Consider the following 23,714-nt stretch of genomic DNA (forward strand, 5'->3'; position numbering starts at 1 on the left):
ACACACTGTTCCCTGGCGGTCGGCGAACCGCGCTCGTGAAAGGCCGTGGCCATCCGCATGGGGGATCTACGCCGTCACCGTGGCCGTCTTCGGCGTCCTGGCCGTCAACGTGCTCGCCCGGCAACGGTGCGGACGGCGCGGGTCACCCGGACGGCTTCGTGGCGGTGCGTGCCGTACGCGGGTGTAGTGGATTGGACCTCGACGTGACTGCCTCGTTCCTGCGGTCGGTCCGGGCACGGCGTGCTCGGCGGATGCCCTGGAGGCGGCCCTCCTCGGCGTCGGGTCGGGCGCGATCCGATTTCAAGATCCCCTGCAGGCGGGGCGCGGGGCTTGCGGACGCGCTTGAGATCCCGCGGCCCCGAGCGGTGGAAGGAGGACGACCGCCATGACCGACGAGGACATCCTCCTGGGCATCGCCCTGACCGTCGCCCTCGCCACGGGCTCGCAGATCCTCGCCAACAAGCTGCGCGTCCCCGCGCTGATCGTCCTCCTGCCCGTCGGTTTCACGGCGGGCGCCCTGACCGACGTCATCCACCCCGGGCGGCTCATCGGCCCGGACTTCCCCGCGCTGGTGTCGCTGTCCGTCGCCGTGATCCTCTACGACGCGGGTCTGGGGCTGAACCTGCGCAACCTGACCGGCCGTACCCGCTCGACCGTCGTCCGGCTGCTGGTCATCGGCATCCTGGTCACCTTCTTCGCCGTCGGGGGTATCGGGCCGGCCCTGTTCGGCATCCCGCTGCGGGGGGCCGCGATGATCGGCATGATCCTCGTCGTGTCCGGTCCCACCGTCGTCGGCCCGCTGCTCGAATACGTCCGGCCGACGGACAGGCTGAGGCGCATCCTGATCTGGGAAGGAACGCTGACCGACCCGATCGGCGCCATCCTCGGAGCCGTCGTCTTCCACGCCGTCGCGACCTCCCACCGGATCGACATCGGCCGGGGCTACCAGATCGGACAGTTCCTGCTCAGCGTGGGAGTCGGTCTCGTGGGCGGTGCTGTGGGCACCGCCATCCTCTGGCTGACCCTGAACAAACTGCGACTCGGTGAAACGCTCGGCACCCTCGCCCAGTTGGCGACGGTGATCCTCGTCTCCGCGGGCTGCGACATCGTCCGCGACGACACCGGCCTCATCGCCGCCATCTTCACCGGACTGGCCATCACCAACCTGCGGGGGATGGACATGCCGGCCCGCCGGCCCTTCCTCGAGACACTCGTCCAGATGATCATCGGCCTGCTGTTCATCTCCATCTCCTCCGCGGTCACCCCCGACTCCGTGGTGCCCGTGCTCGTCCCCTCGCTGATCCTGATCGCCGTGCTCGTCCTCGTGATCCGGCCGCTCATCGCGTACGCCTCCGCCCGGGGTTCCGATCTGACGGTGGGCGAATGGGGCTTCATCGGGTGGATGGCGCCCCGCGGCATCGTCGCGGCATCGACCGCGTCCGCCTTCTCCGCCACCCTCGTGGCGAAGGGACTGCCCGGCGCGTCCAAGATCCTGCCGATCACCTTCCTCGTGATCGTGGGGACGGTCATGCTCTACGCCCTGACCGCCGCGCCCGTGGCCCGGAAGCTCGGCGTCGTCCGGTCGGCGCGGACACGGCCGCTCCTGGTGGGCGGAGCCCCATGGGTCATCGGCCTGGGGAAAGCCCTGGAGACCGCCGGACTCGACGTCCTGATGTGGGCCGGACTGGACGAGGAACGCGAGCGGATCGCCGCGGCCGGAATCGAACTCGCGCACGGGGAGATGCTGGCGACCGCAACCAACCCCCGGGCCCGGCTGGAAGGCGTGTCGGCGGTGTTCCTGCTCACCGACGACGACGATTTCAACGCCCTCGCCTCCGTCGTCATCAAGGACAACGTGCAAGGGCCCGTCTACCGGGTGGGGCCGCCGCGGGACAGCCACGGCGTGGTCGCCCCCTACACCGGCGGAGACATCCTCTTCGGCCACCCGCTCGTCCGGCACCGCCTGGCGGCCCGTTACGAGCAGGGCGCCCGCTTCCACGTCCAGCCCGGATCCCGGCCGATCCCCTCGGACCACGACATCCTGTTCGTGGTCCGGGCCGACGGCCGGCTGGCCCCGGTCACCGGGACCCAGAAGATCAAACCCCAGCCGGGCGACACCGCCGTACTGATGGGCTCCGCATGACTTCCTGGGCCGCACGTTTCCGGCTGCGGCAGTACGCCAAGGCGAGTCTGTGGATCGTCCCCCTCTTCGGGCTCGTGCTCGGTGTCGCCCTCGCCGAGGCGGCGGCCGCCGTGGACGGGGCGTCCTGGCTGCCGAAGACCTGGGACTACTCCGCGTCGACGGCGAGCAGTGTTCTCAGTTCCGTGGTCGGCGCGATGATCGCGCTGCTCGGGTTCGTCGTCACCATCGGGGTCCTCGTCATCCAGCAGGCCACCGGCACCCTCTCACCGCGCTACATGCGGCTCTGGTACCGCGACCGGTTGCAGAAGGCCGTGCTGGCCACCTTCACCGGCACCTTCGCGTTCGCCTACACACTGCTGCGGAGCATCGAGACCGACTCCGTGCCCAACCTCGGTGTGACCCTGGCCGGTATCGCCGTCTCGGTGAGCCTCCTGCTCCTGCTGATCTACCTCAACCGCTTCACCCACAACCTGCGGCCGGTGGCCATCGCCGACATCGTGGGACGCCTGGGCGAACAGGTCCTCGACCGCATGGCGGCCCACGTACGGAGCACTGCGGCGTCCCACGGGGTGCCACCGGCGGGAGGCCCGGTGGTCCGCATCCGGACGGAACGCGGCGGTGTCATCCAGGCGTTCGACGCACCTGGCATGGTCTCGCTCGCGGCGCGGCACGACTGCGTGTTCGTACTGGCCGCGTCGGTCGGTGACTTCGTCCCGCCCGGCGGCACCGTCGTCGAGATCCACGGCGGTGCGCCCGCGCCCGACCCGCGCCTGGTGACCGGCCTCCTCGCCCTCGGCGCGGAGCGGACCATCGAGCAGGACCCGGCCTTCGCCCTGCGCATCCTGGTCGACATCGCCATCCGCGCCCTCTCGCCCGCGGTCAACGACCCCACCACGGCCATCCAGGTGCTGAACCACATCGAGGCGTTCCTGCACGCCGTCGGACGTGCCGGAACCCGCGGTCACTACGTGCTCGCCGACGAGCGTGGCCGGCCACGCGTCGTGGTGCCCGGCCGGCCCTGGGAGAACTACCTGGAACTCGCTGTCACCGAGATCCGCGACTACGGCGCGACCTCCGTCCAGGTCTGCCGACGGCTCCGGGCCCTCCTCGAAGGTCTCCTCGCGGCGCTGCCGGACGATTGCCGGCCCGCTCTCCGCGCCGAACTCGGCCTCCTCGACGACGCGGTCGAGAGAGCGTTCGCCGACGCCCCCCGCCGCGCCGACGCACGGACGGCCGACCCCCAGGGCATCGGGGGACGGCGCCGCCAGGACGCGCCCCCAGACGTCTCACCGCCCAGCGAGCCCGGCCCGTAGGGACACGGGCCTCAGGGCGGGCCGCAGGGCGTTCCTCGCTCAGCTCAGGCGTTCCGCGATGTGGTCGCCGACCCGAAGGGCGTTGGCGATGGCGGTCAGCGACGGGTTCACCGCGCCGATGCTCGGGAAGAAGCTGGTGTCGACGACGTAGAGGTTGTCGAGATCGTGGGCCTTGCAGTCGACGTCGAGGGCCGAGGTCCTCGGGTCGGTGCCGAAGCGCACGGTGCCCGCCTGGTGGGCGGTGGCGCCGATCGGCATGCCCTTGTGCAGGTAGAGGCTGTGCGGCAGCAGGTGGTGGGGGTGCATGCCCAGGTGGCCGAGCATCTTCTGGAGTTTGTGCTGAAGGCGCGTCAGCCCTTCGGTGTTGTTCTTCTCGTCCAGGGCGAGGTGGATGTCACCGTTGCCGTCGAGCGTGACCCGGTTGTCGGGGTGGGGAAGATCCTCACCGCAGAGCCAGAAGTCCACCGCGTGATGGGCCAGCACCTCGAAGGGAAGATCCGGCGAGGCCATGCCTGCCCACCGCGGTGCCTCGCCCCGGATCTGGTCGGAGTCCGACTTGCCGAGCATCTGGATTCCGCCCAGCGGGTGGTCCCAGTCGTCCGCGCCCAGGTACCAGTCGTTCAGGGCGAGGGTCTTCTGGAACTGGGTGTCGTTGGGCTCCTTCGACACCGCCATCAGCGCGAGGTTATTGTGCCGCATGTAGTGGCGGCCCACCACTCCGGAGCTGTTGGCGAGGCCGTCCGGATGACCGTCGTTCGCCGAACGCAACAGCAGGGCGGCGGAGTTGACGGCACCACAGGCCACCACCACGATGTCGGCGGAGTACTGCACGACCGTCCCGTCGGCGAGTTCGGCGATCACCTTGTCGACGCTGCGGCCGGTCGGCCCGGTCTCCAGCCTGCGGACGTTCGCCCCGGTGATCATCGTGACGTTGTCGTGCTCCAGGGCCGGGTCGACACAGATGACCTGGGCGTCGGCCTTGCCCTGCACCAGGCACGGGAACCCGTCGACCCGGTTGCAGCGGATGCACACGCTTCCGTGGGCCGCGCCCCCGTGGTCGTCCTGGGTGAGGTCGACGCCGATCGGCAGATGGAAGGGGTGCAGACCCTGCTTCTCCAGGTCGTCGCTGAGCTGCTGGATCCGTGGCTCGTGCTGCATCGGCGGATACGCGTACTGGGCACTGACCGGTCCCTCACCCGGGTCCTCGCCGTGCCGGCCGTGCACCAGGTACAGGTGTTCGGCCTGGGTGTAGTAGGGCTCCAGATCCTCGTAACGGATCGGCCAGGCCGGGGAGATGCCGCCATGGTGACGCAACTCGCCGAAATCCTCGGGGCGCAGCCGGAACAGCGCGGCGCCGTAGAACTTGGTGTTGCCGCCCACGTAGTAGTTCACCTCGGGCGGGAACTTCTCGCCGTGCTTGTCGAACCAGAATTCCGGTGCGCGGTATTTGCCCTTGACGAAGACCGCGGTGGACTCCCAGTTGTCCCGCTCGCGCGGCAGGTATCCGCCGCGTTCGAGGATCAGGACACGCTTGCCGGAGGGAGCGAGGCGGTGGGCGAGTGTGCCGCCGCCCGCTCCGGTGCCGATGACGATGACGTCGTAGTGCTCGGTTCCTGCCATGGGGGTGCCTCGGATCATGGGGGGATGGGTGCGGGCGGGCCGGGACCAGCCGTTTCGTGGGTCGTTCCTGGTCGTTCCTGGTCATTCGCGGTTGTTCGTGGTCATTCGTAGGTCAGAGGACGGCGATCGGGTTGACGGGTGAGCCGGTGGCCGCGGGGAGCCGCAGGGGTGCGACGACGCAGAGGAACGACCAGCGGTCCGCCTCCTCGCAGAGCGGCACCAGGTCCTCGAACCGCAGGTAGTCCATGAAGTGCAGCCCGAGGGCGTGGATGCCCAGGACGTGCACGGGGAAGTCCACGCCCTCGGTGAGGCTGGGGGCCGTGTCGTTGTTCCCGTCGCTGCCCAGTACGGCGACCCGGCGCTCGGCCAGGAACTCCATGGCGGCCGGGTGCAGGCCGGCCCGGCTGCGCGCGACGTCCCACGGTCCCGCCTCCTCACGCCTGCGGCGGTGGCCGACCCGTACGAGGAGGATGTCCCCGGTCCCGACCCGCACGCCCTGGGCGGCCTCGGCGGCTCTGAGGTCGTCGGCGGTGACGTGGTCGCCGGGCTCCAGCCACGGCACGCCCCGCAGCCGCGGGATGTCGAGCAGGACGCCACGGCCGACGATTCCGTCGCGAACCAGTTCGACGGACAGAGCCGTGGCGCCCTCCGCCGTCACGGTGCTCGCCGGGACGCCGCCGTACAGCGTGCCGTCGAAGACGACGTGACACAGGGCGTCGAGGTGGCTGTCCGCGTCGCCGTGAACGTTCATGGCGAAGTGGTCGGTGGCGAAGTGCAGCTCTCCGTCCGCGGTTTCGGCCTCGGGGCCGCTGGTGAGCCGGTGGCCGGCCGGGTGCGGATTGTCGGGAGCCACGCCGGTCTCGATCGGGGACGACAGGGAGACCGTCAGGCCGGAGAGGACCTCGGCCGCCGCGGCGAGGACCCGCGCCGGTGTGATGCCGGCCAGCGCCCCGCGGCCACCGGCGGAGGCGGGCGGTCCGGCGGTCTCCGCCCGCTGCCGCAGTCGCGCGTACAGGGCGTCGAAGGCGGCTCGGCTCTGCGGGCGTACGTCGGGGTCCGGCGCGCCCGGACCCGGTGGCCCGGGTTCCGGCTCAGCCACGTTGCCGCGCCCGGTCGATGGCCTCGTCCAGGGTCGATGCCGCCATGATGAGCGACAGATGGGTGAACGCCTGCGGGAAGTTGCCGAGTTGCTCGCCGCTCGGGCCGATCTCCTCGGCGAACAGGCCGACATGGTTGGCGTAGGTATGCATCTTCTCGAAGGTGTAGCGGGCCGGACTGATCCGCCCGGCGCGGGCCAGGGCGTCGACGTAGAGGTAGGTGCAGAGGCTGAAGGTCCCCTCCGAGCCGCGGAGACCGTCGGGGGAGGCGGCCGGGTCGTACCGGTACACGAGACTGTCCGAGACGAGCTTGCGCTCCATGGCGTCCAGGGTGGAGAGCCAGCCGGGGCTCTTCGCGGCGAGGAACCCGACACGCGGGATCAACAGGAGGGCGGCGTCCAGGACGTCTCCGCCGTAGTGCTGCACCAGGGCCTGCTCGGTCCGGCTCCAGCCCTTGTCCATCACCTGTTCGAGGATGCTGTCGCGGGCGTTGCGCCAGCGCGGGATGTCGGCGGGCCGGCTGAGTTCCGTGGCCAGGCGCAGGCCCCGGTCGAAGGCGACCCAGCACATCACCCGGCTGAACGTGAAGTCGTTGCGGCCTCCACGCGTCTCCCAGACACCTTCGTCCGGACGGTCCCAGTTGTCGGACAGCCAGTCCAGCGTCCGGGCGAGCCCCTTCCAGCCGTGGAAGCCCAGTTCCTCGCTGACATCCATGCCCTCGGCCATCGCGTAGATGGCCTCACCGTAGATGTCGAGCTGCAACTGGTCCGCGGCGGCGTTGCCGGCGCGGACGGGCCTCGATCCCCGGTACCCCTCCCAGTGGTCGAGGATCTCCTCCGTCAGGTGCGGGTCCCCGTCCACCCGGTACATGATCTGCAGCCGCTCGCCGGGCAGGTCCGCCCGGTCGCGCATCCGCTCGCCCAGCCACTTGGTGAACGCCGACGCCTCCTCGGCGAAACCGAGGTCGAGCAGGGCGCGCACGGAGAGGGACCCGTCCCTCACCCACGAATACCGGTAGTCCCAGTTGCGCTCACCGCCGACCTGCTCCGGCAGCCCCATGGTGGCGGCGGCGACCGGCGCACCCGTCGGGTGGTAGGTCAGAAGTTTGAGCGTGATGGCGGAGCGGTTCACCATCTCGGCCCAGCGTCCCCGGTAGTGGGAGGTGTGCAGCCACCTCTGCCAGAAGTCCACCTCACGCCACAATGACTCCGTCACGCCGTCGACCGTGAGGGGAGGCGGCGCCTCGCCGTCGACGGCGCACGTCGTGAACACGGCGACGGCCGACTCCCCGATGCCGAGCGTGACCGCGCCTTTCACGTCGTGCCCGTCCCGTACCAGCGGAAAGGACGTCTGCAGGTGTCCCGCGATCCCGGGCCCCCGGAACACCGCGTCCTGGGGCCGTAGATCCAGCTCGTGGTCGGCCCGGCCGTAGTCGAACCGCGGCCTGCACTCCAGCAGGAACCGCACGGTGCCGCGCACCACGCGAATCACCCGGGTCAGGCTGTGCCGGTCGGTGGGGGTCCGGCTGGTGTTCGCGGGCATCCAGTCGATGACCTCGCCGACGCCCTCCGGCGACATGAACCGCGTGACCAGCACGGCGGTGTCCGGGTAGTAGAGCTGTTTGCACGTGACGTCGGCGTGCTCCGGCGTAATCCGGAAGTACCCGCCGCGGTCGTGATCGAGCAGCGAGGCGAAGACACTCGGCGAGTCGAACCTCGGCGAGCAGAACCAGTTCACCACGCCCTCGGAGGACACCAGGGCGGCGGTCTGCAGGTCGCCCACCAGACCGTGGTTGGCGATGGGGGGATAGCGGTCCATGGGCGTCCAATCAAGGAGGTTCCGGCGCGGTCCACTGTCCGACAGGCCGCGCACGGGCGCCTCTCGGCGTCACGGACGGGCGAATCGGGCCATGGACGACGGCCCGCAGTGCCCACGAGCCCGGATGCTCCGTGCCGCCTGCCTCCATTTCCGCCGCTCCACGGTGAGGCGGCACTCCCAGTCGGGCCGTACGGGCTACCGGGCGTCGGCCCGCCCGGCCCCCGTCAGGGGCCTGTCGGCCCAGGCCTCGACGGCTCCCTGGAGAGCCTCGCCGCCGCCGAACGGGCCGCCCGTGAGGCGCGGCTGCGCGGACTGCGGTCGAAGCCGGTCCACGTACGGGAACGGGTCCCGGCCCACATGGCCCAGGCGCCCTTGCCCGGCGCCGGGACCCTCCGGCACCGGAGCGGGGGAAGCGAGACGGGGTACCTCCAGCCGAAGGCTGGGGGGACGGTCCCGCGCGAAGCGGCCGAAGGCCCACGCGCACGTCACCCGGGTGTCGACGTCGTCACGGAGCACCTCGACGGGCGGCCCGCCGAGGTGCTGCGCGAGCCGTCGACGACGCCGAGGTACTCGTACTCGGCAGCCGAGGACTCAGCGGCATGAGCGGCTTCATGGTCGCCGCGCCCGGCCGAGGCGCACTGCTCACGCTGGCGGCGGCACTGCGGACCACGGTCTCGGAGCTCACCGGCGGCGACGCCGATGTGCCACCCGGTCGTGAACAGGCCGGGCGCGCTCCCGAGTTCACCGAACTGAGCAGGGCCGAGTGTACGGAACTGCTCTCGACGCACGGTGTGGGAAGGGTCGCGGTTCCCACGGTGCTCGGGCCGGCGATCGTGCCGGTCAACTACAGCGTCGTCGATGACACGATCGTCTTCAGAACCGCCCGCGGCGCCACACCGTCGCTGGCGTGCGGCTGCCTGGTCGCGTTCGAGGTCGACCGTGTCGACGACGCCTTCAGCCAGGGCTGGAGCGTGCTGGCGCGCGGGTACGCGCGCGAGGTCACGGACGGCGATGAAGAGCGCCGGCTCGCGGAGCGGGCGTACAGCGCGCCGTGGGCCGGTGGCAGGCGCGACATGTGGGTGCGCGTCGAACCGTATGCCCTCACAGGACGCCGCATCGTGGCCTGAACCGGGCCTCTCCCGGGAAGCCGGGGTCCCATGCTCCCTGGCTCAAGGTGTCCTCACCGCTTGAAGCCGGACCGGCGTGGTACCGATGTGTCAGGTGAGGGACGAGAAGGCGGATGTACGCCCGGCAGGGGCCGCGTCGGGCACGTGTGGTCCCCGAGATGGTCCGGATGCCGAGACCGCCGGGACCCGAACGGGTGACGGCCGATGAGTTCTTCCGTGATCCCCGGTCAGACATCATGGCTGGTGCGCCTCGGTCGCGAGTGCGGCCGAAGCGCGCACCGACCGAATCTGCCGAGAACCGGACACGAGACACCGAGGAACCGTAGATGCGTACCCTGATCAGCACCGCTTTCATCTCGCTCGACGGCGTCGTGGAGGCCCCGGGCGGCGAGCCCGGCTACCGGAACTCCGGGTGGACCTTCAAGGACATCGAGTTCCTCCCCGAGGCGTTCGAGATCAAGGGCCGGGAACAGCAGGAAGCCACCGCCATGCTGATGGGCCGGACCAGCTACGAGGCGTTCAGCCCGGTGTGGCCCGGCATGGAGGACTTCGCCGGCTACAAGGTGATGCCGAAGTACGTCGTCTCCACCACCCTCACCGAGGACGGCCTGGTGTCGAACTGGGGCGAGACGACGATCCTGCGCTCGCTCGACGACGTCGCCGCGCTGAGGGAGACCGAGGGCGGCCCGATCATCGTCCACGGCAGCGCCTCCCTGAACCAGGCCCTTTCGGACGCCGGCCTGATCGACCGTTACCACCTGCTCGTCTTTCCGCTCCTGCTCGGGGCGGGCAAGCGGCTCTTCAGCGCCACGGACAAGGACACCCAGAAGCTGAAGCTCGTCGAGCACGAGGTCTACGCCAACGGTCTGCAGAAGAACGTCTTCGACGTCGTCCGCTGACAGGGCTCCCGCACGCGCGTGGTCTCCAGGACCGCCGGACGCCTTCCTCGGGCCCGGGCCTGCTCATGCCTTGCCTCCGAAGAAGACCTCCACCTCCTGGATGAGTCCGTCCCGAACGGTGATCGCCTCGACGTTCCGGTGCCTGCCGCCCGTACCGAGCTCGTACTCGTAGTACGCGAAGACGAGCTCCTCGTTCGCGGGGGTGACGTGAAGCAACCGCTGCTCCTTGAACCGGTCGGCAGTCGGGAAGCACCTCTCGAAGAAGGCCGCCTTGTCGATGTGGTCGTCCTGCGGACTGGTGAACGAGAAACCGTCGGCGTAGAGAGGGAGGGCCGCGTCGCGGTCCTGCGACCTGTAGTACCGAAACGCCGCCTCGACGATGTGTGCCGGACTGTCGGTCATTCGGTCTCCTCGGCCGGACGGTTGGACCTGTCCCGCCACGGTATAACCACGCATCGGCCCTGACACGCGGGAGCGACGGGGCCGGTCGGCGCTTCCGCCACCGGCCCCGCCGCTCCTGGCAACCCTGCCGGCGTACTGCTCGACGCGCCCGCGAGCGGTGGCTTCGGCCGCCGCCTTGAAGTGATCACGGTGACGGACGCGGGTCACCTCGCCCGCGTCCATCGGACCGCGGTCCTCGCACAGTCCGCCAAGTCCGCCGACACCGTGGTCGACCAGACGGGTGCCGCCCTCGATACGGCCGGGCCTGTGAGGAACGGCTGACACCGGCTCGCCGCCGAACCCGACCCGGCGTGCCGGTCGCTTCCGGAGGCTCAGTCCAGGCCCGAGACCTTGAACACGGTCCGGGCGTTCTCCCGGTCGATCCGCTCGGAGATCCGGCGCAGAGCGGTCTGCCCACAGGTCAGCGATCCCCTGGTCGCGGACCTGTGCGCGTCCTCCTCGAGACGGTGCCACAGGTCGGGGTTGTCCAGCAGGACCTGGGGGCTGATCTCGACCCGGCCGCCGAGCACGTCACGCAGGACGAGCCGTTGGGAGACTCCGTCCAGCGTCCGTACCGACACCAGGAGGTCGGTGCGGACGCTCCGCTTCCGCAGCGGTCCGCGTGAGGTCAGCCAGCCCTCACCCGCGGTGACCCTGGGAGGGAAAAGGATCAGGAACAGGAGGACGCCGAGGCCGGCCCACAGCGCTCCGCGCGTGGCGGTGAGGCTGCCGGCGCCCCAGTCGATCAGCAGGAGGAGCACGAGGATTCCGGCCGAGCACTGAACGGCACCGCGCAGATCCTTGGCCCAGCGGCGATCGTGCAGCACGTCCACGGGAGGATCCGGTTGCGTGTGGACGGCGTCGTGTCGCGTGTCGTGGCGGCGTTCCATAGGGCCGACGGTAAAGACCTTCCGGGCGGGACGCTCGCACCTTGACGCGACTCTGACGAGTGTCCGCGCGCGGCACCTGGCTGGTGGTGATCTCGCTGCCGCTGCTGGTCATGCGGGTGGGGGGATTGGTTCCCGCGGACGGATCACTCTGCCGTCAGGGTTCCGTCAAAGGCGCTCCGGTCGCCGTAAGGGGGCCGTCAACGGTGGCCGAATCCGTCCGGAGAGGCGCTTACCTCTAACCGTCAGTTCAATCCGGACCTCTTCTAGGAGCTCACGATGGCCGACCTGGCCTTCGTCGTCACCACGATCGCGGTGTTCGCGCTGGTGGCCCTCGTCGCCAAGGGGGTGACGAAGCTGTGACCGCCGAGAACGTCGTCGGCCTGATCGTGGCCGTCGCCCTGCTGGGCTATCTCGTCCTTGCGCTTGTCTTCCCGGAGAGGTTCTGAGCACCGATATGAGCCCCGTCCTCGCCGGCGCGCTCCAGATGCTCGCCCTCATAGCGGCACTGGCACTCGCCTACCGTCCCCTCGGGGACTACATGGCCCGGGTCTACTCCTCCGACAAGCACCTGCGCGTCGAGAAGTGGATCTACAAGGGCATCGGCGCCAACCCGAACACGGAGATGCGCTGGACCGCCTACCTGCGCGGTGTCCTGGCCTTCTCCGCCGTCAGCGTCCTGTTCCTCTATCTCCTGCAGCGGGTGCAGGGGCATCTGCCCGGCTCGCTCGGCTTCACGGCGATCGACCCGGACCAGGCGTTCAACACCGCCGCGTCGTTCGTGGCGAACACCAACTGGCAGTCGTACTACGGCGAGCAGGCCATGGGCCATGTCGTGCAGACCGCCGGTCTGGCCGTGCAGAACTTCGTCTCCGCGGCGGTCGGCATCGCGGTGGCGGTGGCACTCGTCCGCGGCTTCGCCCGCTCGCGCACCGGTGAGCTGGGCAACTTCTGGGCGGACCTGGTGCGCGGCACCGTCCGCATCCTGATTCCCATCTCGGTGATCGGCGCGATCGTCCTGGTCGCCTGCGGCGCGATCCAGAACTTCTCCGGCATCCACTCCGTGGGCCAGTTCATGGGCGGATCGCAGCAGTGGAACGGCGGCGCGGTCGCCTCGCAGGAAGCCATCAAGGAGCTGGGCACCAACGGCGGCGGCTACTTCAACGCCAACTCCGCCCACCCCTTCGAGAACCCGACCCCGTTCTCGAACCTCTTCGAGATCCTCCTGATCCTGCTGATCCCGTTCGCGCTGACCCGCACCTTCGGTCAGATGGTCGGGAGTCTGAAGCAGGGGTACGCGATCCTCGCCGCGATGGCGGCCATCTGGGTCGGGTTCACGGCGCTGATGATGTGGACCGAGTTCCACCACCACGGTCCGGCGTTCCAGATCGCGGGCGGCGCGATGGAGGGCAAGGAGACCCGCTTCGGCGTCGGCGGCTCGTCGATCTTCGCGGTGGCGACGACGCTGACCTCCACGGGCGCGGTGAACTCCTTCCACTCCTCGTTCACCGGACTCGGCGGCGGCATCACCATGCTGGGCATGCAGCTCGGCGAGATCGCGCCCGGCGGCACCGGATCCGGCCTCTACGGCATGCTGATCATGGCGATCATCGCGGTGTTCATCGCCGGCCTGATGGTCGGCCGCACCCCCGAGTACCTCGGCAAGAAGATCGGCACCCGCGAGATGAAGCTCGCGGCCTGCTACATCCTCATCACCCCTGCCCTGGTGCTCGTCTTCACCGCCGCCGCGATGGCCCTGCCCACCCCGGGCAACTCGATGACCAACAGCGGCGCGCACGGATTCTCCGAGATCCTCTACGCCTACACCTCGGGCGCCAACAACAACGGCTCGGCCTTCGCCGGTCTGAACGCCGACACGCAGTGGTTCAACACCACCATCGGTCTCGCGATGCTGCTCGGCCGGTTCCTGCCGATGGTGTTCGTCCTCGCGCTGGCGGGCTCGCTCGCCGAGCAGAGGCCGGTACCGGCCACGGCGGGCACCCTGCGGACCGAGAAGCCGCTGTTCACGGGTCTGCTGGTGGGCGCGATCCTGATCATCACCGGTCTGACCTACTTCCCGGCGCTGGCGCTGGGTCCGCTCGCCGAGGGGCTGGCGTCATGACCACTCGCACAGACAACCAAGAGGACGCCGTGTCCACGACTACTCCCACTCGGGCGCCGCACAGCGATGTGCCGACGGGCCACAAGGACGAAGGAAGGGTCGGCGCGGGTCTCTTCGACCCGAAGCAGCTGCTGAAGTCGCTGCCGGACGCCTTCCGCAAGCTCGACCCGCGGATCATGGTCAAGTCGCCCGTGATGTTCGTGGTGTGGATCGGCTCGGTCCTGACCACCGCCTTCTCCTTCAAGGACCCGGGCGACTGGTTCGGCTGGGCGATCAGCGCCTGGCTGTGGCTCACCGTCGTCTTCGCCAACCTGGCGGAGGCGGTGGCCGAGGGCCGTGGCAAGGCGCAGGCGGACACCCTGCGCAAGGCCAAGACCGACACCGTCGCCCGGCGGCTCGTGGGGGACCGCGAGGAACAGGTGCCCGGCACGGATCTGAGGATCGGTGACCTGGTGGTCTGCGAGGCCGGTGACATCATCCCCGGCGACGGTGACGTCGTCGAAGGCGTCGCGTCCGTCGACGAGTCGGCGATCACCGGCGAGTCGGCCCCGGTCATCCGGGAGTCCGGCGGCGACCGTTCGGCCGTCACCGGCGGCACGAAGGTCCTCTCCGACCGGATCGTCGTCAGGATCACGACGAAGCCCGGCGAGACCTTCATCGACCGGATGATCGCCCTGGTCGAGGGCGCGGCCCGGCAGAAGACGCCCAACGAGATCGCGCTGAACATCCTGCTGGCCTCGCTGACGATCGTCTTCCTGCTCGCGGTGGCCACCCTGCCGCCGTTCGCCGACTACGCGGGCACGCACCTTTCGACGGTCGTGCTGGTGGCGCTGCTGGTCTGTCTGATCCCGACCACGATCGGCGCCCTGCTCTCCGCGATCGGCATCGCCGGCATGGACCGGCTCGTGCAGCGCAACGTGCTCGCCATGTCCGGGCGCGCGGTCGAGGCCGCGGGTGACGTGTCGACGCTGCTGCTGGACAAGACCGGCACCATCACGCTCGGCAACCGGCAGGCGTCCGAGTTCCTGCCGGTGACGGGGACGACCGAGGCCGAGGTCGCGGACGCCGCCCAGCTCTCCTCCCTCGCGGACGAGACCCCCGAGGGCCGTTCGATCGTCGTCCTGGCGAAGGAGAGGTACGGCCTGCGCGAGCGCCACCAGGGCGAGCTCACCGGCGCCGAGTGGATCGCCTTCACCGCCCAGACCCGGATGTCCGGTGTGGACGTCGACGGACGCAAGATCCGCAAGGGCGCGGCCGGTTCGGTCATCGCCTGGGTCGCCGAGCGCGGCGGCGAGGTGGCCGAGGACGCCACGGAGCTGACCGACCGGATCGCGGGCGCCGGCGGCACGCCGCTGCTGGTCGCGGCCGAGGACGAGCGGGGTGCCCGGGTCCTCGGTGTCATCCACCTCAAGGACGTCGTCAAGGACGGCATGCGCGAGCGGTTCGGGGAACTGCGCCGCATGGGCATCAAGACCGTCATGATCACGGGCGACAACCCGCTGACGGCCAAGGCGATCGCCGAGGAGGCGGGCGTCGACGACTTCCTCGCGGAGGCCACTCCCGAGGACAAGATGGCGCTCATCAAGCGGGAACAGGCCGGCGGCAAGCTCGTCGCGATGACCGGCGACGGCACCAACGACGCCCCCGCGCTCGCCCAGGCCGACGTCGGCGTGGCGATGAACACCGGGACCTCGGCCGCCAAGGAGGCCGGGAACATGGTGGACCTGGACTCCAACCCCACCAAGCTCATCGAGATCGTCGAGATCGGCAAGCAACTGCTGATCACCCGGGGCGCGCTCACGACGTTCTCCATCGCCAACGACGTCGCGAAGTACTTCGCGATCATCCCGGCGCTGTTCGCCGCGGTCTACCCGGGCCTGGACAAGCTCAACATCATGCACCTGTCCTCGCCCGACTCCGCGATCCTCTCGGCCGTCGTCTTCAACGCGCTCGTCATCATCGCGCTGGTCCCGCTGTCCCTCAAGGGCGTCCGGTACCGGCCCGTCAGCGCCGACAAGCTGCTGCGCCGCAACCTCGGGATCTACGGACTCGGCGGCCTGGTCGCCCCGTTCGTCGGCATCAAGATCATCGACCTGCTCATCTCCATCGTCCCCGGGCTGTAACTCCTCGAAAGCGTGCTGATCCACTATGAACAACTCGGTTACGAACACCGCCCGGTTGCTCTGGGCAGCCCTGCGCGCGCTCCTCGTGCTCACCGTGGTGACGGGCGTGCTCTACCCACTCGCCGTCACCGGGGTCGCCCAGGGCCTGTTCAACGGCAAGGCGAACGGCTCGGAGATCAAGGCGGACGGCAAGGTCGTCGGCTCCTCCCTCATCGGGCAGTCGTACAACCTGCCGCTGAAGAAGGGCCAGGAGACCCCGGAACCCGACCTCAAGTGGTTCCAGGGCCGCCCCGCCAACGGTCTGGGGACGAACTCCGTCAACACGCAGTACAAGCTGATCCTGTCCGGCGCCACCAACCGTTCCGGTGACAACGCCGACCTGATCAAGTGGGTCGAGGACGCCAAGGCCGCGGTCATCGAGGACAACTCGGTGAACGGCTACACGGTGAAGCCCTCGGACGTGCCCGCGGACGCGGTCACCTCCTCCGGCTCCGGCCTCGACCCGGCCATCTCCCCGGACTACGCGGACATCCAGGTGCACCGCGTCGCCGAGAAGAACGGCCTGCCCGTGGCCCAGGTGCAGAAGCTGGTCGACGAGCACACCCAGGGCCGGAGCCTCGGCTTCATCGGCGAACCCCGAGTCGACGTCCTCGAACTCAACATCGCGCTCAAGGAACTCGTGGCGAAGAGCTGATGGCCTTACCCATGTTCCGCGGGAGTCGGCGGACCGGGGAGGGGCACCCCCGGTCCGCCGGCTCCCGCAGTCGTGCAGCCGGTGAAGTCCCGGCCCTCCGCACCATCAGGAAAGGCGTACTCCGATGACCCGAGTGCTCGTGGTGGAGGACGACCCACAGCTCGTACGGGCCCTCGTCATCAACCTGCAGGCACGCCGCTACGGCGTCGACCCGGCGCCCGACGGCACCACCGCGCTCCGCCTGGCCGCCGTCCGGCAGCCCGACGTGGTCCTGCTCGATCTGGGGCTGCCGGACATGGACGGCACGGACGTGATCAAGGCCCTGCGCGGCTGGAGCCGCGTGCCGATCCTGGTGCTGTCCGCGCGCCGGTCCTCCGACGAGAAGGTGGCGGCACTCGACGCCGGCGCCGACGACTACATCACCAAGCCGTTCAGCATGGACGAACTGCTGGCCCGGCTGCGCGCCGCCGTCCGCCGTACCGAGCATGTTCCGCTCGCCCCCGATACGACGCTCGTCACGACGGACGGGTTCACGATCGACCTGCTCGCCAAGAAGGCGACACGAGGCGGACACGACGTGCGCCTCACCCCGACCGAATGGCATCTGCTCGAGATCCTGGTCACCAACCCCGGGCGGCTCGTCACACAGAGGCACCTGCTGCAGGTGGTGTGGGGGGACTCGCAGAGCCACAAGACCAACTACCTGCGGGTCTACATGGCGCAGCTCCGCCGCAAACTCGAGGCCGACCCCGCCCACCCCCGCTACCTGATCACCGAGCACGGCATGGGCTACCGCTTCGAGAACTGAATCGTTTCCCGACCGACCCGGCCCCCGAGCCCCACCCTCAGAGACGAAGAGACGAAGAGACGAAGAGACGAGAAGACGGCACGCGGCAGACTTCGCCATCGCCGACCGGGTCGAAGTGCGGGTGGTGGACCGCGGCCCGGGCGTCCCCGACGAGGCCGAGGACCGGGTCTTCGAGCCGTTCCAGCGATACGGCGACGCTCCGCGTGGTGCCGGGGCCGGCCTGGGCCTCGCGGTGGCGCGGGGCTTCGCCGAGGCGATGGGCGGCACCCTCGACGCCGAGGACACCCCCGGCGGCGGGCTCACCATGGTTCTCGGACTCCCCGTCGCGACCGGACTCCAGCCGGTTCGCCCGGACCTGCCGGCGGCCGCCACCTCCTGGAGGAGTCGATGTCCCGTCGTCGGCACGAGACCCGAGGAACCCGGCCCGGCTCCGCGTGCCCCTTCCGCACCGCGCAGGCGATCGCGGCCGCGTCGGATCCTCAGTCCCGGTCCTCGTCAGCCGGTGCCTTCAGCAGCCGGTCCAGCTCGTTCCCGGCCTCGTCGTACCCGGCGTCGGAGATCCGTTGCAGCTCGCGCAGATCGCCGGACGCGGCCGCGCGTCGGGTGAGCAGGAACCCGGCGCGCATGGATCCCTCGTCCAGCAGTTCGCTCAGCTCCCCGAGGTCGTCGGCGGCGTCGGCAAGGTCGGCCAGCCGGTCCGAAGCGGTCTCGTTGCCCTCGTCGGCCAGCTCGCGCAGGGTCTCCCGATCGATGTTCGTGTTCGTCATGACGCCATGCTGCAACCCTGCCCCAGGGGAAGGGTCAAGTGGGACGATGGCCAGGTGATCACCATCGGGCAGCTGGCCAGGTACGTCGGTGTGTCGGTCAAGACCATCCGCGTCTATCACGACAAGGGGCTGCTCCCCGAGCCCGACCGCGACGCGTCCGGCTACCGAAGGTACGGCGCGAAGGACGCCATCGACCTGATCAAGATCCGGACACTCGCCGAAGCCGGTGTCCCCCTGGCCCGTATCCGGGACCTGGGATCAGCGGACGACGAGGAGTTCCGGCAGGCGCTGCGGGAGATCGACGACGAGCTCACCGACCGCATCCGTGGCCTGGTGGCGACGCAGGGGCGCCTGCGCCGGCTCGCCGCCGGGCGGCTCGCACCGCTGCCCACCGAGGTCGGCGCCCATCTGGAGGACCTGGCCCGCTGGGGATTCACGCCTCGGTGGGTGGACCTGCAACGGGACCTGTGGATCCTCGTGTTCGCCACCCACCCGGACCGCGCGATCGCCCTGTTCCACGACCAGGCCGAAAGCCTGGCCGACCCGGTACTACGGCAGCTCTTCCTCGACTACGACCAGGCACACGACCTCGACGCCGACGATCCCCGCATCGACGACCTCGCCCGTCGGATCACCGAGGCGAGTCAGGAACGCTACGGAGCGGACGAACCTCCCGGTGTGGATTCGGCATCCGAGATCCCCGCCCTCATCCAGGCCACGGTCAACGCCTCATCCCCTGCCTGGCGGCGACTCGACACGCTGATCCGCGCGCGCCTGGACGGATGACTCGAAGGAGCGTGCAGCCGTGCCGCGTCCTTGCCGCGCCGCGCCGCGGTGGGCCGGCCACACCGGCCTCGGACAGCGCCGACCCGGCACGCCCTCTCGCCGCACCGGCCGAAAGCCCAAGTACGTCCAGTACGAGGACTTCCGGCCGGCACACCGAGAGCACGCTCCCCCAAGCTCTCGGCTTCGCTCGAGCAGGGGGGACCCCCATGACGCCGCTCCTTGAAGGGCAAACGTTGCCCGCCGCGGCACTAGAGCCCGACGTCGCGACGGCTCATGTCGTCGAGCGACTCGCGGCGTACCAGGACGCGGGCGATGCCGTCGCGGACCGCGACCACCGGGGGCCGGCCGACGAGGTTGTAACCGGACGCCATGGAGAGGTGGTAGGCGCCGGCCGCCGGGACGGCCAGGAGATCCCCGGGGTGTACGTCGCCGGGGAGCGCCACCTCGTCCGCGAGGACGTCACCCGCCTCGCAGTGTCGGCCCACGACCGTGACGAGGCGGGGCGGGGCGCTGGTCGCGCGGCCGATCAGCCGGGGCGCGTAGCGCACGCCGTACAGGGCGGGCCTCGGGTTGTCGCTCATGCCGCCGTCGACGGCGACGAAGGTGCGCTCCCCGGTGCGCTTGACGGCCAGCACCCGGTAGACGGCGACCCCGGCGGGGCCGACGATCGCCCGCCCGGGTTCGAGGGTGAGCCGGGGCACGGGCAGCCCGGCGCGAGCGCAGCCGTCCTCCAGCTCGGCGCGGACCCGCCCGGCCAGGACACCGACGCTCAGGCTCTCCTCGCCAGGTCGGTAGGCGATGGCGTGACCGCCGCCGATGTCCAGCTGAGAAAGGGCCACTCCGTGCTGGTCGCGGATCCTGGCCATCAGCCCGACCATGCGGCGCACGGCGGCGACGTACGGCTTCACGGAGGCGATCCGCGAGCCGATGTGGCAGTGCAGGCCGACGAGTTCCAGGTGCGGCTGGTCGAGTATCCGGGTGACGGCGTGCTGCGCGGACCCGTCCGTGATCGACAGCCCGAACTTCTGGTCGTCGGTGCCGGTGCGCACCTTGGCATGCCCGCCGGCGGCGATGCCGGGGACCACGCGCACCAAGACCTTCTGGCGGCTGCCGGCGGGTGTGATCGCCGCCAGCCGGGCGATCTCCGAGGTGCTGTCCACGACGATGCGTCCGACACCGAGCTGGAAGGCCGCATGGAGGTCCTCGGGGCTCTTGGCGTTGCCGTGCAGCACGATCCTCTCCGGCGGGAAGCCGGTGGTGACGGCGAGCGCGAGTTCCCCGGCGGAGCAGACGTCGAGGCCCAGGCCCTCCTCCTGAACCCAGTGGGCCATCGCCCGGGACAGGAACGCTTTGGCGGCGTAGACGACGTCGGCCTCGGGGAACGCCGTCCGGTACGTGCGGCAGCACTCACGGACCTCCTGCTCGTCGAGGACGTACACGGGGGTGCCGAATCGGTCGGCTGCCTCGGCGAGGGAGACACCGCCGACGGAGACGTCGCCGTGGTGTTCGGGCAGGGCGGACCGGGGCCAGACGGACAGGCCGTCGGCGTCCCGGGTGTCGGCACCGGCGACGTCGCCCAGAGGGCGAGGCAGGTCCCGGACGGGCAGGTCCCGCATGGGGGCGTCCTGGATGGACATGGTGTCTCCTCAGCCGATCAGCGGGTTCAGGCGGCACGCGGCGACGGCGGCGTCGGTCACCCGCAGGGCGCCGGCGCGCTCGGGATGCCGGCGGCGCCAGGAGTTCTCCCGCTCACGGACCGTGGCCGTGGTTCGGCCGGCCGCGGGGGCGGAGAACTGCGGGTCGACGGTGAGGACCGTGACGCCCAGGGGCGCGGCGAGCGCGCGCAGCGCGGGTTCGGAGAGCCTGATGCAGGCCTGCTCGCTGCCCAGCGTGGCGGTGAGCTTCGCCGCCGAGGTGAAGCCGACGGCCGTACGACCGCCGAGGGGGGTGCGGAAGAACCGGGCCGTGCGGCCCGCCGGCCCCGACCGGACAGGGACGAAGAGAAGTCCGGCCGGGAACCGTTCAGAAGGCTCGGGGTCCTCGGAATACTCGATTGGAGGCATGGTGCTGCTCCTCGAAGGCGATGTGCGCCGCCCGGTCGGATCGACCGGGCGCTGCGACGAAGCTATGCCCGCCTCACCAGGGCCGGGCTCCCTCGCTGACGGATGCTTGACGCGAAGCCCGGTACCTATAACGCGCTGCTGACGGCTGCGGGGACACCTGGTCAGGCTCTGCCGTCCGTCAACTCCCGGGCATCGATCGACCGTCGGAGGCTGATTCGGCGGTGCATGGAGACGAGTTCGTCCTGCAGGGGAGAGGGCGGAACCGCCAGCACAGGGCAGGTGGCGTGGGCGACGCAGTACCGGGCGACCGACGGGAACAGGGCGCGCATCGCGCCGCGGGATCCCGCGCCGATCACCAAGAGGTCGTCCGCCCGGTCGGCGGCCTCGACCAGTGCGCGCCCCGCCGTACCCCGTACGGTCAGGCCCTGGAACGGAATCCCGGGTCCCGCTTCGCCAAAGGCCGTGTCGAGAGCGGCGAGCAGTCGCTCGCCCGCGTCCCGCCGCATGTCGGCCGCGGACGACGGAAACACGGATCGCCCGTGAGCGACTTCACCACCCGGCGGTTCCCAGGCCAGCACGGCCAGCAACTCGCCACCGGTTCGACGGGCCTCGCTCACCGCCCGGTGCAGAGCCGCCAGACTCCCGAGCGAGCCGCTCACCCCGACCACCGCGCGCCGTCGCCCGCCGTCACCCATCGTCGTTTCACCCCTTGGCGTAAGTCCTGACAGACATTCGGGTCCCATCGAAGTGCCGGACGAGGCCGGCGGACAGCTCTGTTGGCGTACGCCTGACATCGCGGGTCCGGTTCATGACGCGACTCTGACGCCGCTTGCAGCCACGCGCCGCGGCGGAAGGCGGACCGATGCGCGGCGCGGGGTGCGGACACGACCCCTGGGCGGCGGTGATCTCCGGCGTTTACGCAGCGGGCGTCGTCGGTGCGGGCGCCGGAGCGGTGGTGGGCCGGTTGCCTGCCACCGCCGTCGTTCTGGTCGTGCTCTTAGCCGGAACGTGGTGGCTCGGCCTGCGCCGCCGAGCCTGCTCATGCTCGCCGAAGAATGCAGGTGAGGGTACATGCGGCCGCAAGGTGCCCGATGGCCCGCTGAAGATCACGGCTGCGGGACGCCGGTAGGGTCCGCCGGTATGACCGTCGCTCGCTCCATCGCCCTGTTCGTCGTCGCCGCCCTCTTCGAGATCGGTGGCGCCTGGCTGGTGTGGCAGGGCATCCGCGAGCACAAAGGCTGGGCCTGGATCGGCGCGGGTGTCATCGCCCTCGGCCTCTACGGGGTGGTGGCGACGTTCCAGTCCGACGACAACTTCGGCCGCATCCTCGCCGCGTACGGCGGGATCTTCGTCGCCGGATCGATCGCCTGGGGCGTGGTCGCCGACGGCTACCGTCCCGACCGCTACGACGTCATCGGTGCGCTGGTCTGCCTCGCCGGAATGGCCGTGATCATGTACGCCCCGCGTAGTCACTGATCACGCCAAGGGTGTCCGACCGAGGTCGAGAAACGGGCCCCGCCCCGGCGGCGGGCCGAGAGGTCGGCCCCGACTTCGGTTCGATCGAGGAACTGTCGTTTCGGGATCCCCGCGCTGGAGTGAGCGGCCCGCCGACACCCGCAGTCGATCTGCTTCGTCGGCGGGCCAACACGCCAAGGCTTCTGATGGCTACAGGTGTCCCTTGGGCCGGGCGAAGGCCGAAGCGGTGGAGAAAGGGACACCGGAATTGCGAACCTGTAAACAGGTCGAGCGGTGTCAGCCCACCGTCCACTTCTGGTTGGCGCCGCCCGTGCAGGTCCAGATCTGCAGGCGGGTTCCGTTGGCCGAGTTGTTGCCCGTGACATCCAGGCACTTGTTCGCCTGCGGGTTCACGATGTCGTGGGCCGCGGTGACCGTCCACTTCTGGTTGGGTCCGCCGTTGCAGTCCCAGAGCTGGACCGTCGAGCCGTCCGCCGTACCGTTGCCGGTGACGTCCAGGCACTTGCCGAGCGCGCGGATCGTGCCGTCCGGGGACACCGTCCACTGCTGGGCGCCCGTCCCGTTGCAGTCGTAGAGCTGTACGGGTGTTCCGTTGGCCGAGTTGGCGGCGGCCACGTCCACGCACTTGCCCGCGAGGCCCTTGACCGGACCGCTGGTGCCGCCGGAGCCGTCGCTCGTGGTCACCTTCACCTCGTCGACGACGAGTTGCTGCGGGAAGGAGGTGGAGCCGTCGGGGTCCCCGGGCCAGTATCCGCCGACCGCGAGGTTCAGGATCAGGAAGAACGGCTTGTTGAACACCCAGGTGTTGCCGCCCAGATCGGCCGGTGTGCGCCGCTGGTATACGGTCCCGTCCACCGACCAGGTGATCGAGTTCGGCGCCCAGTCGACCGCGAAGGTGTGGAAGGCGTCCGCGAAGGCCTGGCCGTTCGGGAGGGAGTAGCCGGCGCCGATGCCCGCGGATCCGGAGTACCCGGGGCCGTGGATCGTGCCGTGCACGGTGGACGGCTCGAAGCCGACGTTCTCCATGACGTCGATCTCGCCGGAGTTCGGCCAGCCGACCTGTCCGATGTCGCTGCCGAGCATCCAGAACGCCGGCCACATGCCCTGCCCGCGCGGGACCTTCATCCGGGCCTCGACATGACCGTAGGCCGTGGTGAACTTCCCGGAGGTGTTCATCCGGGCCGACGTGTACTGGCATGTGCCGTACCAGCACTGGTAGTTGGCCGGATTCTCCTTGCGGGCGGTGATCACCAGATGGCCCTGGCCGTCCAGTGCGGCGTTCTTGTTGCCCGAGGTGTAGTACTGCCGCTCGTGGTTGTTGACGTTGTCGCCGGTCTCCAGCTGCCACTTGGAGGAGTCGACGGCCGAACCGGCCGCACCGTCGAACGTGTCCTGGAACGTGACCGTCGCGGTGGCCGCCGCCGGGCCCGCGTGCGCGGGGGTGACGACGGCCGAGGCGGAGGCGACGAGTGCGGCGGACAGCGCGGCGAGGAGACATCTGCGGAGCAGACGTGGGGAGTTCATGGCTCT

22 protein-coding genes and 1 pseudogene are annotated in these 23,714 nt (G+C 70.1%); 13 read left to right on the forward strand and 10 right to left on the reverse strand.

Translation table 11 applies throughout. From position 1 onward, the window contains the following. Positions 1-385 precede the first annotated feature (385 nt). Both ACFYW9_RS34125 and ACFYW9_RS34130 read left to right on the forward strand, forming a co-directional pair. Positions 386-2,143, forward strand: coding sequence for a cation:proton antiporter (locus tag ACFYW9_RS34125; protein ID WP_389158729.1), 1,758 nt, complete (start codon positions 386-388; stop codon positions 2,141-2,143). Continuing rightward, complete coding sequence (locus ACFYW9_RS34130; RefSeq protein WP_389158732.1) at positions 2,140-3,456, forward strand: DUF2254 domain-containing protein; 1,317 nt, start codon at positions 2,140-2,142, stop codon at positions 3,454-3,456. The genes ACFYW9_RS34125 and ACFYW9_RS34130 overlap by 4 nt, the downstream gene beginning before the upstream one ends. A 39-nt stretch (positions 3,457-3,495) precedes the next feature. Here the strand turns inward: ACFYW9_RS34130 and ACFYW9_RS34135 are convergent, their stop codons facing one another. The 3 genes from ACFYW9_RS34135 to ACFYW9_RS34145 form a co-directional block, all read right to left on the reverse strand. After that, entirely contained in the window at positions 3,496-5,076 is a 1,581-nt protein-coding gene (locus tag ACFYW9_RS34135) for a GMC oxidoreductase (RefSeq protein ID WP_389158735.1), read from the reverse strand. A 112-nt stretch (positions 5,077-5,188) separates the two neighbouring features. Beyond that, a complete protein-coding gene (locus ACFYW9_RS34140) occupies positions 5,189-6,091 on the reverse strand; it encodes a cyclase family protein (protein WP_389158812.1) in 903 nt (300 codons plus the stop codon). Between the two features lie 76 nt (positions 6,092-6,167). Next, entirely contained in the window at positions 6,168-7,991 is a 1,824-nt protein-coding gene (locus ACFYW9_RS34145; RefSeq protein WP_389158738.1) for a glycoside hydrolase family 15 protein, read from the reverse strand. 108 nt (positions 7,992-8,099) lie between these two features. On the opposite strand from ACFYW9_RS34145, the gene ACFYW9_RS34150 reads away from it, so the two are divergent. From ACFYW9_RS34150 to ACFYW9_RS34160, 3 genes are all read left to right on the forward strand, one after another. Next, positions 8,100-8,594 carry a universal stress protein gene (locus ACFYW9_RS34150; RefSeq protein ID WP_389158741.1) on the forward strand — a complete coding sequence of 165 codons (495 nt, stop codon included), beginning with the start codon at positions 8,100-8,102 and terminating at the stop codon, positions 8,592-8,594. After that, positions 8,591-9,118, forward strand: a complete 528-nt coding sequence (locus tag ACFYW9_RS34155; RefSeq protein WP_389158744.1) for a pyridoxamine 5'-phosphate oxidase family protein — start codon at positions 8,591-8,593, stop codon at positions 9,116-9,118. The genes ACFYW9_RS34150 and ACFYW9_RS34155 overlap by 4 nt, the downstream gene beginning before the upstream one ends. Before the next feature lie 326 nt (positions 9,119-9,444). Next, positions 9,445-10,017: a dihydrofolate reductase family protein gene (locus ACFYW9_RS34160; RefSeq protein ID WP_389158747.1), complete on the forward strand. Its 573-nt coding sequence runs from the start codon at positions 9,445-9,447 to the stop codon at positions 10,015-10,017. Positions 10,018-10,080: 63 nt separating this feature from the next. On the opposite strand, the gene ACFYW9_RS34165 is transcribed toward ACFYW9_RS34160, so the two are convergent. Both ACFYW9_RS34165 and ACFYW9_RS34170 read right to left on the reverse strand, forming a co-directional pair. Beyond that, complete coding sequence (locus ACFYW9_RS34165; RefSeq protein WP_351870865.1) at positions 10,081-10,419, reverse strand: nuclear transport factor 2 family protein; 339 nt, start codon at positions 10,417-10,419, stop codon at positions 10,081-10,083. A 371-nt stretch (positions 10,420-10,790) separates the two neighbouring features. Further along, entirely contained in the window at positions 10,791-11,348 is a 558-nt protein-coding gene (locus ACFYW9_RS34170; RefSeq protein WP_389158751.1) for a hypothetical protein, read from the reverse strand. Positions 11,349-11,704: 356 nt separating this feature from the next. Between ACFYW9_RS34170 and kdpF the strand changes: the two genes are divergently transcribed. The 6 genes and pseudogenes from kdpF to ACFYW9_RS34200 all read left to right on the forward strand — a co-directional run. Beyond that, on the forward strand, positions 11,705-11,794 hold the full coding sequence (kdpF, locus tag ACFYW9_RS34175; RefSeq protein WP_037896654.1) for a K(+)-transporting ATPase subunit F: 90 nt from the start codon (positions 11,705-11,707) through the stop codon (positions 11,792-11,794). An 8-nt stretch (positions 11,795-11,802) separates the two neighbouring features. Further along, on the forward strand, positions 11,803-13,467 hold the full coding sequence (gene kdpA, locus ACFYW9_RS34180) for a potassium-transporting ATPase subunit KdpA (protein WP_389158756.1): 1,665 nt from the start codon (positions 11,803-11,805) through the stop codon (positions 13,465-13,467). After that, positions 13,464-15,590, forward strand: coding sequence for a potassium-transporting ATPase subunit KdpB (gene kdpB, locus ACFYW9_RS34185; RefSeq protein ID WP_389158759.1), 2,127 nt, complete (start codon positions 13,464-13,466; stop codon positions 15,588-15,590). The genes kdpA and kdpB overlap by 4 nt, the downstream gene beginning before the upstream one ends. Positions 15,591-15,615: 25 nt before the next feature. Next, on the forward strand, positions 15,616-16,284 hold the full coding sequence (locus tag ACFYW9_RS34190; protein WP_389158762.1) for a potassium-transporting ATPase subunit C: 669 nt from the start codon (positions 15,616-15,618) through the stop codon (positions 16,282-16,284). 124 nt (positions 16,285-16,408) lie between these two features. Further along, the gene (locus ACFYW9_RS34195) at positions 16,409-17,092 is read left to right on the forward strand and encodes a response regulator (RefSeq protein ID WP_389158765.1); all 684 of its coding nucleotides are present in this window, start codon (positions 16,409-16,411) and stop codon (positions 17,090-17,092) included. Positions 17,093-17,186: 94 nt separating this feature from the next. Continuing rightward, positions 17,187-17,468, forward strand: a pseudogene (locus ACFYW9_RS34200) (sensor histidine kinase); the annotation flags it as partial. A 103-nt stretch (positions 17,469-17,571) separates the two neighbouring features. On the opposite strand, the gene ACFYW9_RS34205 reads toward ACFYW9_RS34200, so the two are convergent. Further along, positions 17,572-17,859, reverse strand: a complete 288-nt coding sequence (locus ACFYW9_RS34205) for a hypothetical protein (RefSeq protein WP_389158770.1) — start codon at positions 17,857-17,859, stop codon at positions 17,572-17,574. 54 nt (positions 17,860-17,913) lie between these two features. On the opposite strand from ACFYW9_RS34205, the gene ACFYW9_RS34210 reads away from it, so the two are divergent. Then, positions 17,914-18,645, forward strand: a complete 732-nt coding sequence (locus tag ACFYW9_RS34210; RefSeq protein WP_389158773.1) for a MerR family transcriptional regulator — start codon at positions 17,914-17,916, stop codon at positions 18,643-18,645. Positions 18,646-18,893: 248 nt separating this feature from the next. On the opposite strand, the gene lysA is transcribed toward ACFYW9_RS34210, so the two are convergent. The 3 genes from lysA to ACFYW9_RS34225 form a co-directional block, all read right to left on the reverse strand. Further along, entirely contained in the window at positions 18,894-20,282 is a 1,389-nt protein-coding gene (lysA, locus tag ACFYW9_RS34215; protein ID WP_389158776.1) for a diaminopimelate decarboxylase, read from the reverse strand. A gap of 9 nt (positions 20,283-20,291) precedes the next feature. Next, complete coding sequence (locus ACFYW9_RS34220) at positions 20,292-20,708, reverse strand: SAV_915 family protein (protein ID WP_389158779.1); 417 nt, start codon at positions 20,706-20,708, stop codon at positions 20,292-20,294. A gap of 161 nt (positions 20,709-20,869) precedes the next feature. Continuing rightward, positions 20,870-21,403 (reverse strand): universal stress protein, encoded by a 534-nt coding sequence (locus ACFYW9_RS34225; RefSeq protein WP_389158782.1) that lies wholly within the window; start codon positions 21,401-21,403, stop codon positions 20,870-20,872. A gap of 445 nt (positions 21,404-21,848) precedes the next feature. On the opposite strand from ACFYW9_RS34225, the gene ACFYW9_RS34230 reads away from it, so the two are divergent. Beyond that, positions 21,849-22,184 (forward strand): YnfA family protein, encoded by a 336-nt coding sequence (locus ACFYW9_RS34230; RefSeq protein ID WP_351870893.1) that lies wholly within the window; start codon positions 21,849-21,851, stop codon positions 22,182-22,184. A gap of 276 nt (positions 22,185-22,460) precedes the next feature. Here the strand turns inward: ACFYW9_RS34230 and ACFYW9_RS34235 are convergent, their stop codons facing one another. Continuing rightward, a complete protein-coding gene (locus tag ACFYW9_RS34235; protein WP_389158786.1) occupies positions 22,461-23,708 on the reverse strand; it encodes a ricin-type beta-trefoil lectin domain protein in 1,248 nt (415 codons plus the stop codon). Positions 23,709-23,714: the final 6 nt, after the last annotated feature.

This window comes from Streptomyces sp. NPDC002698 (assembly GCF_042888945.1).
GTDB lineage: Bacteria > Actinomycetota > Actinomycetes > Streptomycetales > Streptomycetaceae > Streptomyces.

What these genes read in the sequence shown, in the direction of transcription:
- ACFYW9_RS34135 (WP_389158735.1), bottom strand. Translation starts at nt 5,076, where the DNA reads ATGGCAGGAACCGAGCACTACGACGTCATCGTCATCGGCACCGGAGCG.
- ACFYW9_RS34225 (WP_389158782.1), bottom strand. Translation starts at nt 21,403, where the DNA reads ATGGGTGACGGCGGGCGACGGCGCGCGGTGGTCGGGGTGAGCGGCTCG.
- ACFYW9_RS34190 (WP_389158762.1), top strand. Translation starts at nt 15,616, where the DNA reads ATGAACAACTCGGTTACGAACACCGCCCGGTTGCTCTGGGCAGCCCTG.
- ACFYW9_RS34195 (WP_389158765.1), top strand. Translation starts at nt 16,409, where the DNA reads ATGACCCGAGTGCTCGTGGTGGAGGACGACCCACAGCTCGTACGGGCC.
- ACFYW9_RS34125 (WP_389158729.1), top strand. Translation starts at nt 386, where the DNA reads ATGACCGACGAGGACATCCTCCTGGGCATCGCCCTGACCGTCGCCCTC.
- ACFYW9_RS34235 (WP_389158786.1), bottom strand. Translation starts at nt 23,708, where the DNA reads ATGAACTCCCCACGTCTGCTCCGCAGATGTCTCCTCGCCGCGCTGTCC.
- ACFYW9_RS34170 (WP_389158751.1), bottom strand. Translation starts at nt 11,348, where the DNA reads ATGGAACGCCGCCACGACACGCGACACGACGCCGTCCACACGCAACCG.
- kdpA (WP_389158756.1), top strand. Translation starts at nt 11,803, where the DNA reads ATGAGCCCCGTCCTCGCCGGCGCGCTCCAGATGCTCGCCCTCATAGCG.
- ACFYW9_RS34165 (WP_351870865.1), bottom strand. Translation starts at nt 10,419, where the DNA reads ATGACCGACAGTCCGGCACACATCGTCGAGGCGGCGTTTCGGTACTAC.
- ACFYW9_RS34220 (WP_389158779.1), bottom strand. Translation starts at nt 20,708, where the DNA reads ATGCCTCCAATCGAGTATTCCGAGGACCCCGAGCCTTCTGAACGGTTC.
- lysA (WP_389158776.1), bottom strand. Translation starts at nt 20,282, where the DNA reads ATGTCCATCCAGGACGCCCCCATGCGGGACCTGCCCGTCCGGGACCTG.
- ACFYW9_RS34145 (WP_389158738.1), bottom strand. Translation starts at nt 7,991, where the DNA reads ATGGACCGCTATCCCCCCATCGCCAACCACGGTCTGGTGGGCGACCTG.
- ACFYW9_RS34230 (WP_351870893.1), top strand. Translation starts at nt 21,849, where the DNA reads ATGACCGTCGCTCGCTCCATCGCCCTGTTCGTCGTCGCCGCCCTCTTC.
- ACFYW9_RS34160 (WP_389158747.1), top strand. Translation starts at nt 9,445, where the DNA reads ATGCGTACCCTGATCAGCACCGCTTTCATCTCGCTCGACGGCGTCGTG.
- ACFYW9_RS34130 (WP_389158732.1), top strand. Translation starts at nt 2,140, where the DNA reads ATGACTTCCTGGGCCGCACGTTTCCGGCTGCGGCAGTACGCCAAGGCG.
- ACFYW9_RS34205 (WP_389158770.1), bottom strand. Translation starts at nt 17,859, where the DNA reads ATGACGAACACGAACATCGATCGGGAGACCCTGCGCGAGCTGGCCGAC.
- ACFYW9_RS34155 (WP_389158744.1), top strand. Translation starts at nt 8,591, where the DNA reads ATGAGCGGCTTCATGGTCGCCGCGCCCGGCCGAGGCGCACTGCTCACG.
- kdpB (WP_389158759.1), top strand. Translation starts at nt 13,464, where the DNA reads ATGACCACTCGCACAGACAACCAAGAGGACGCCGTGTCCACGACTACT.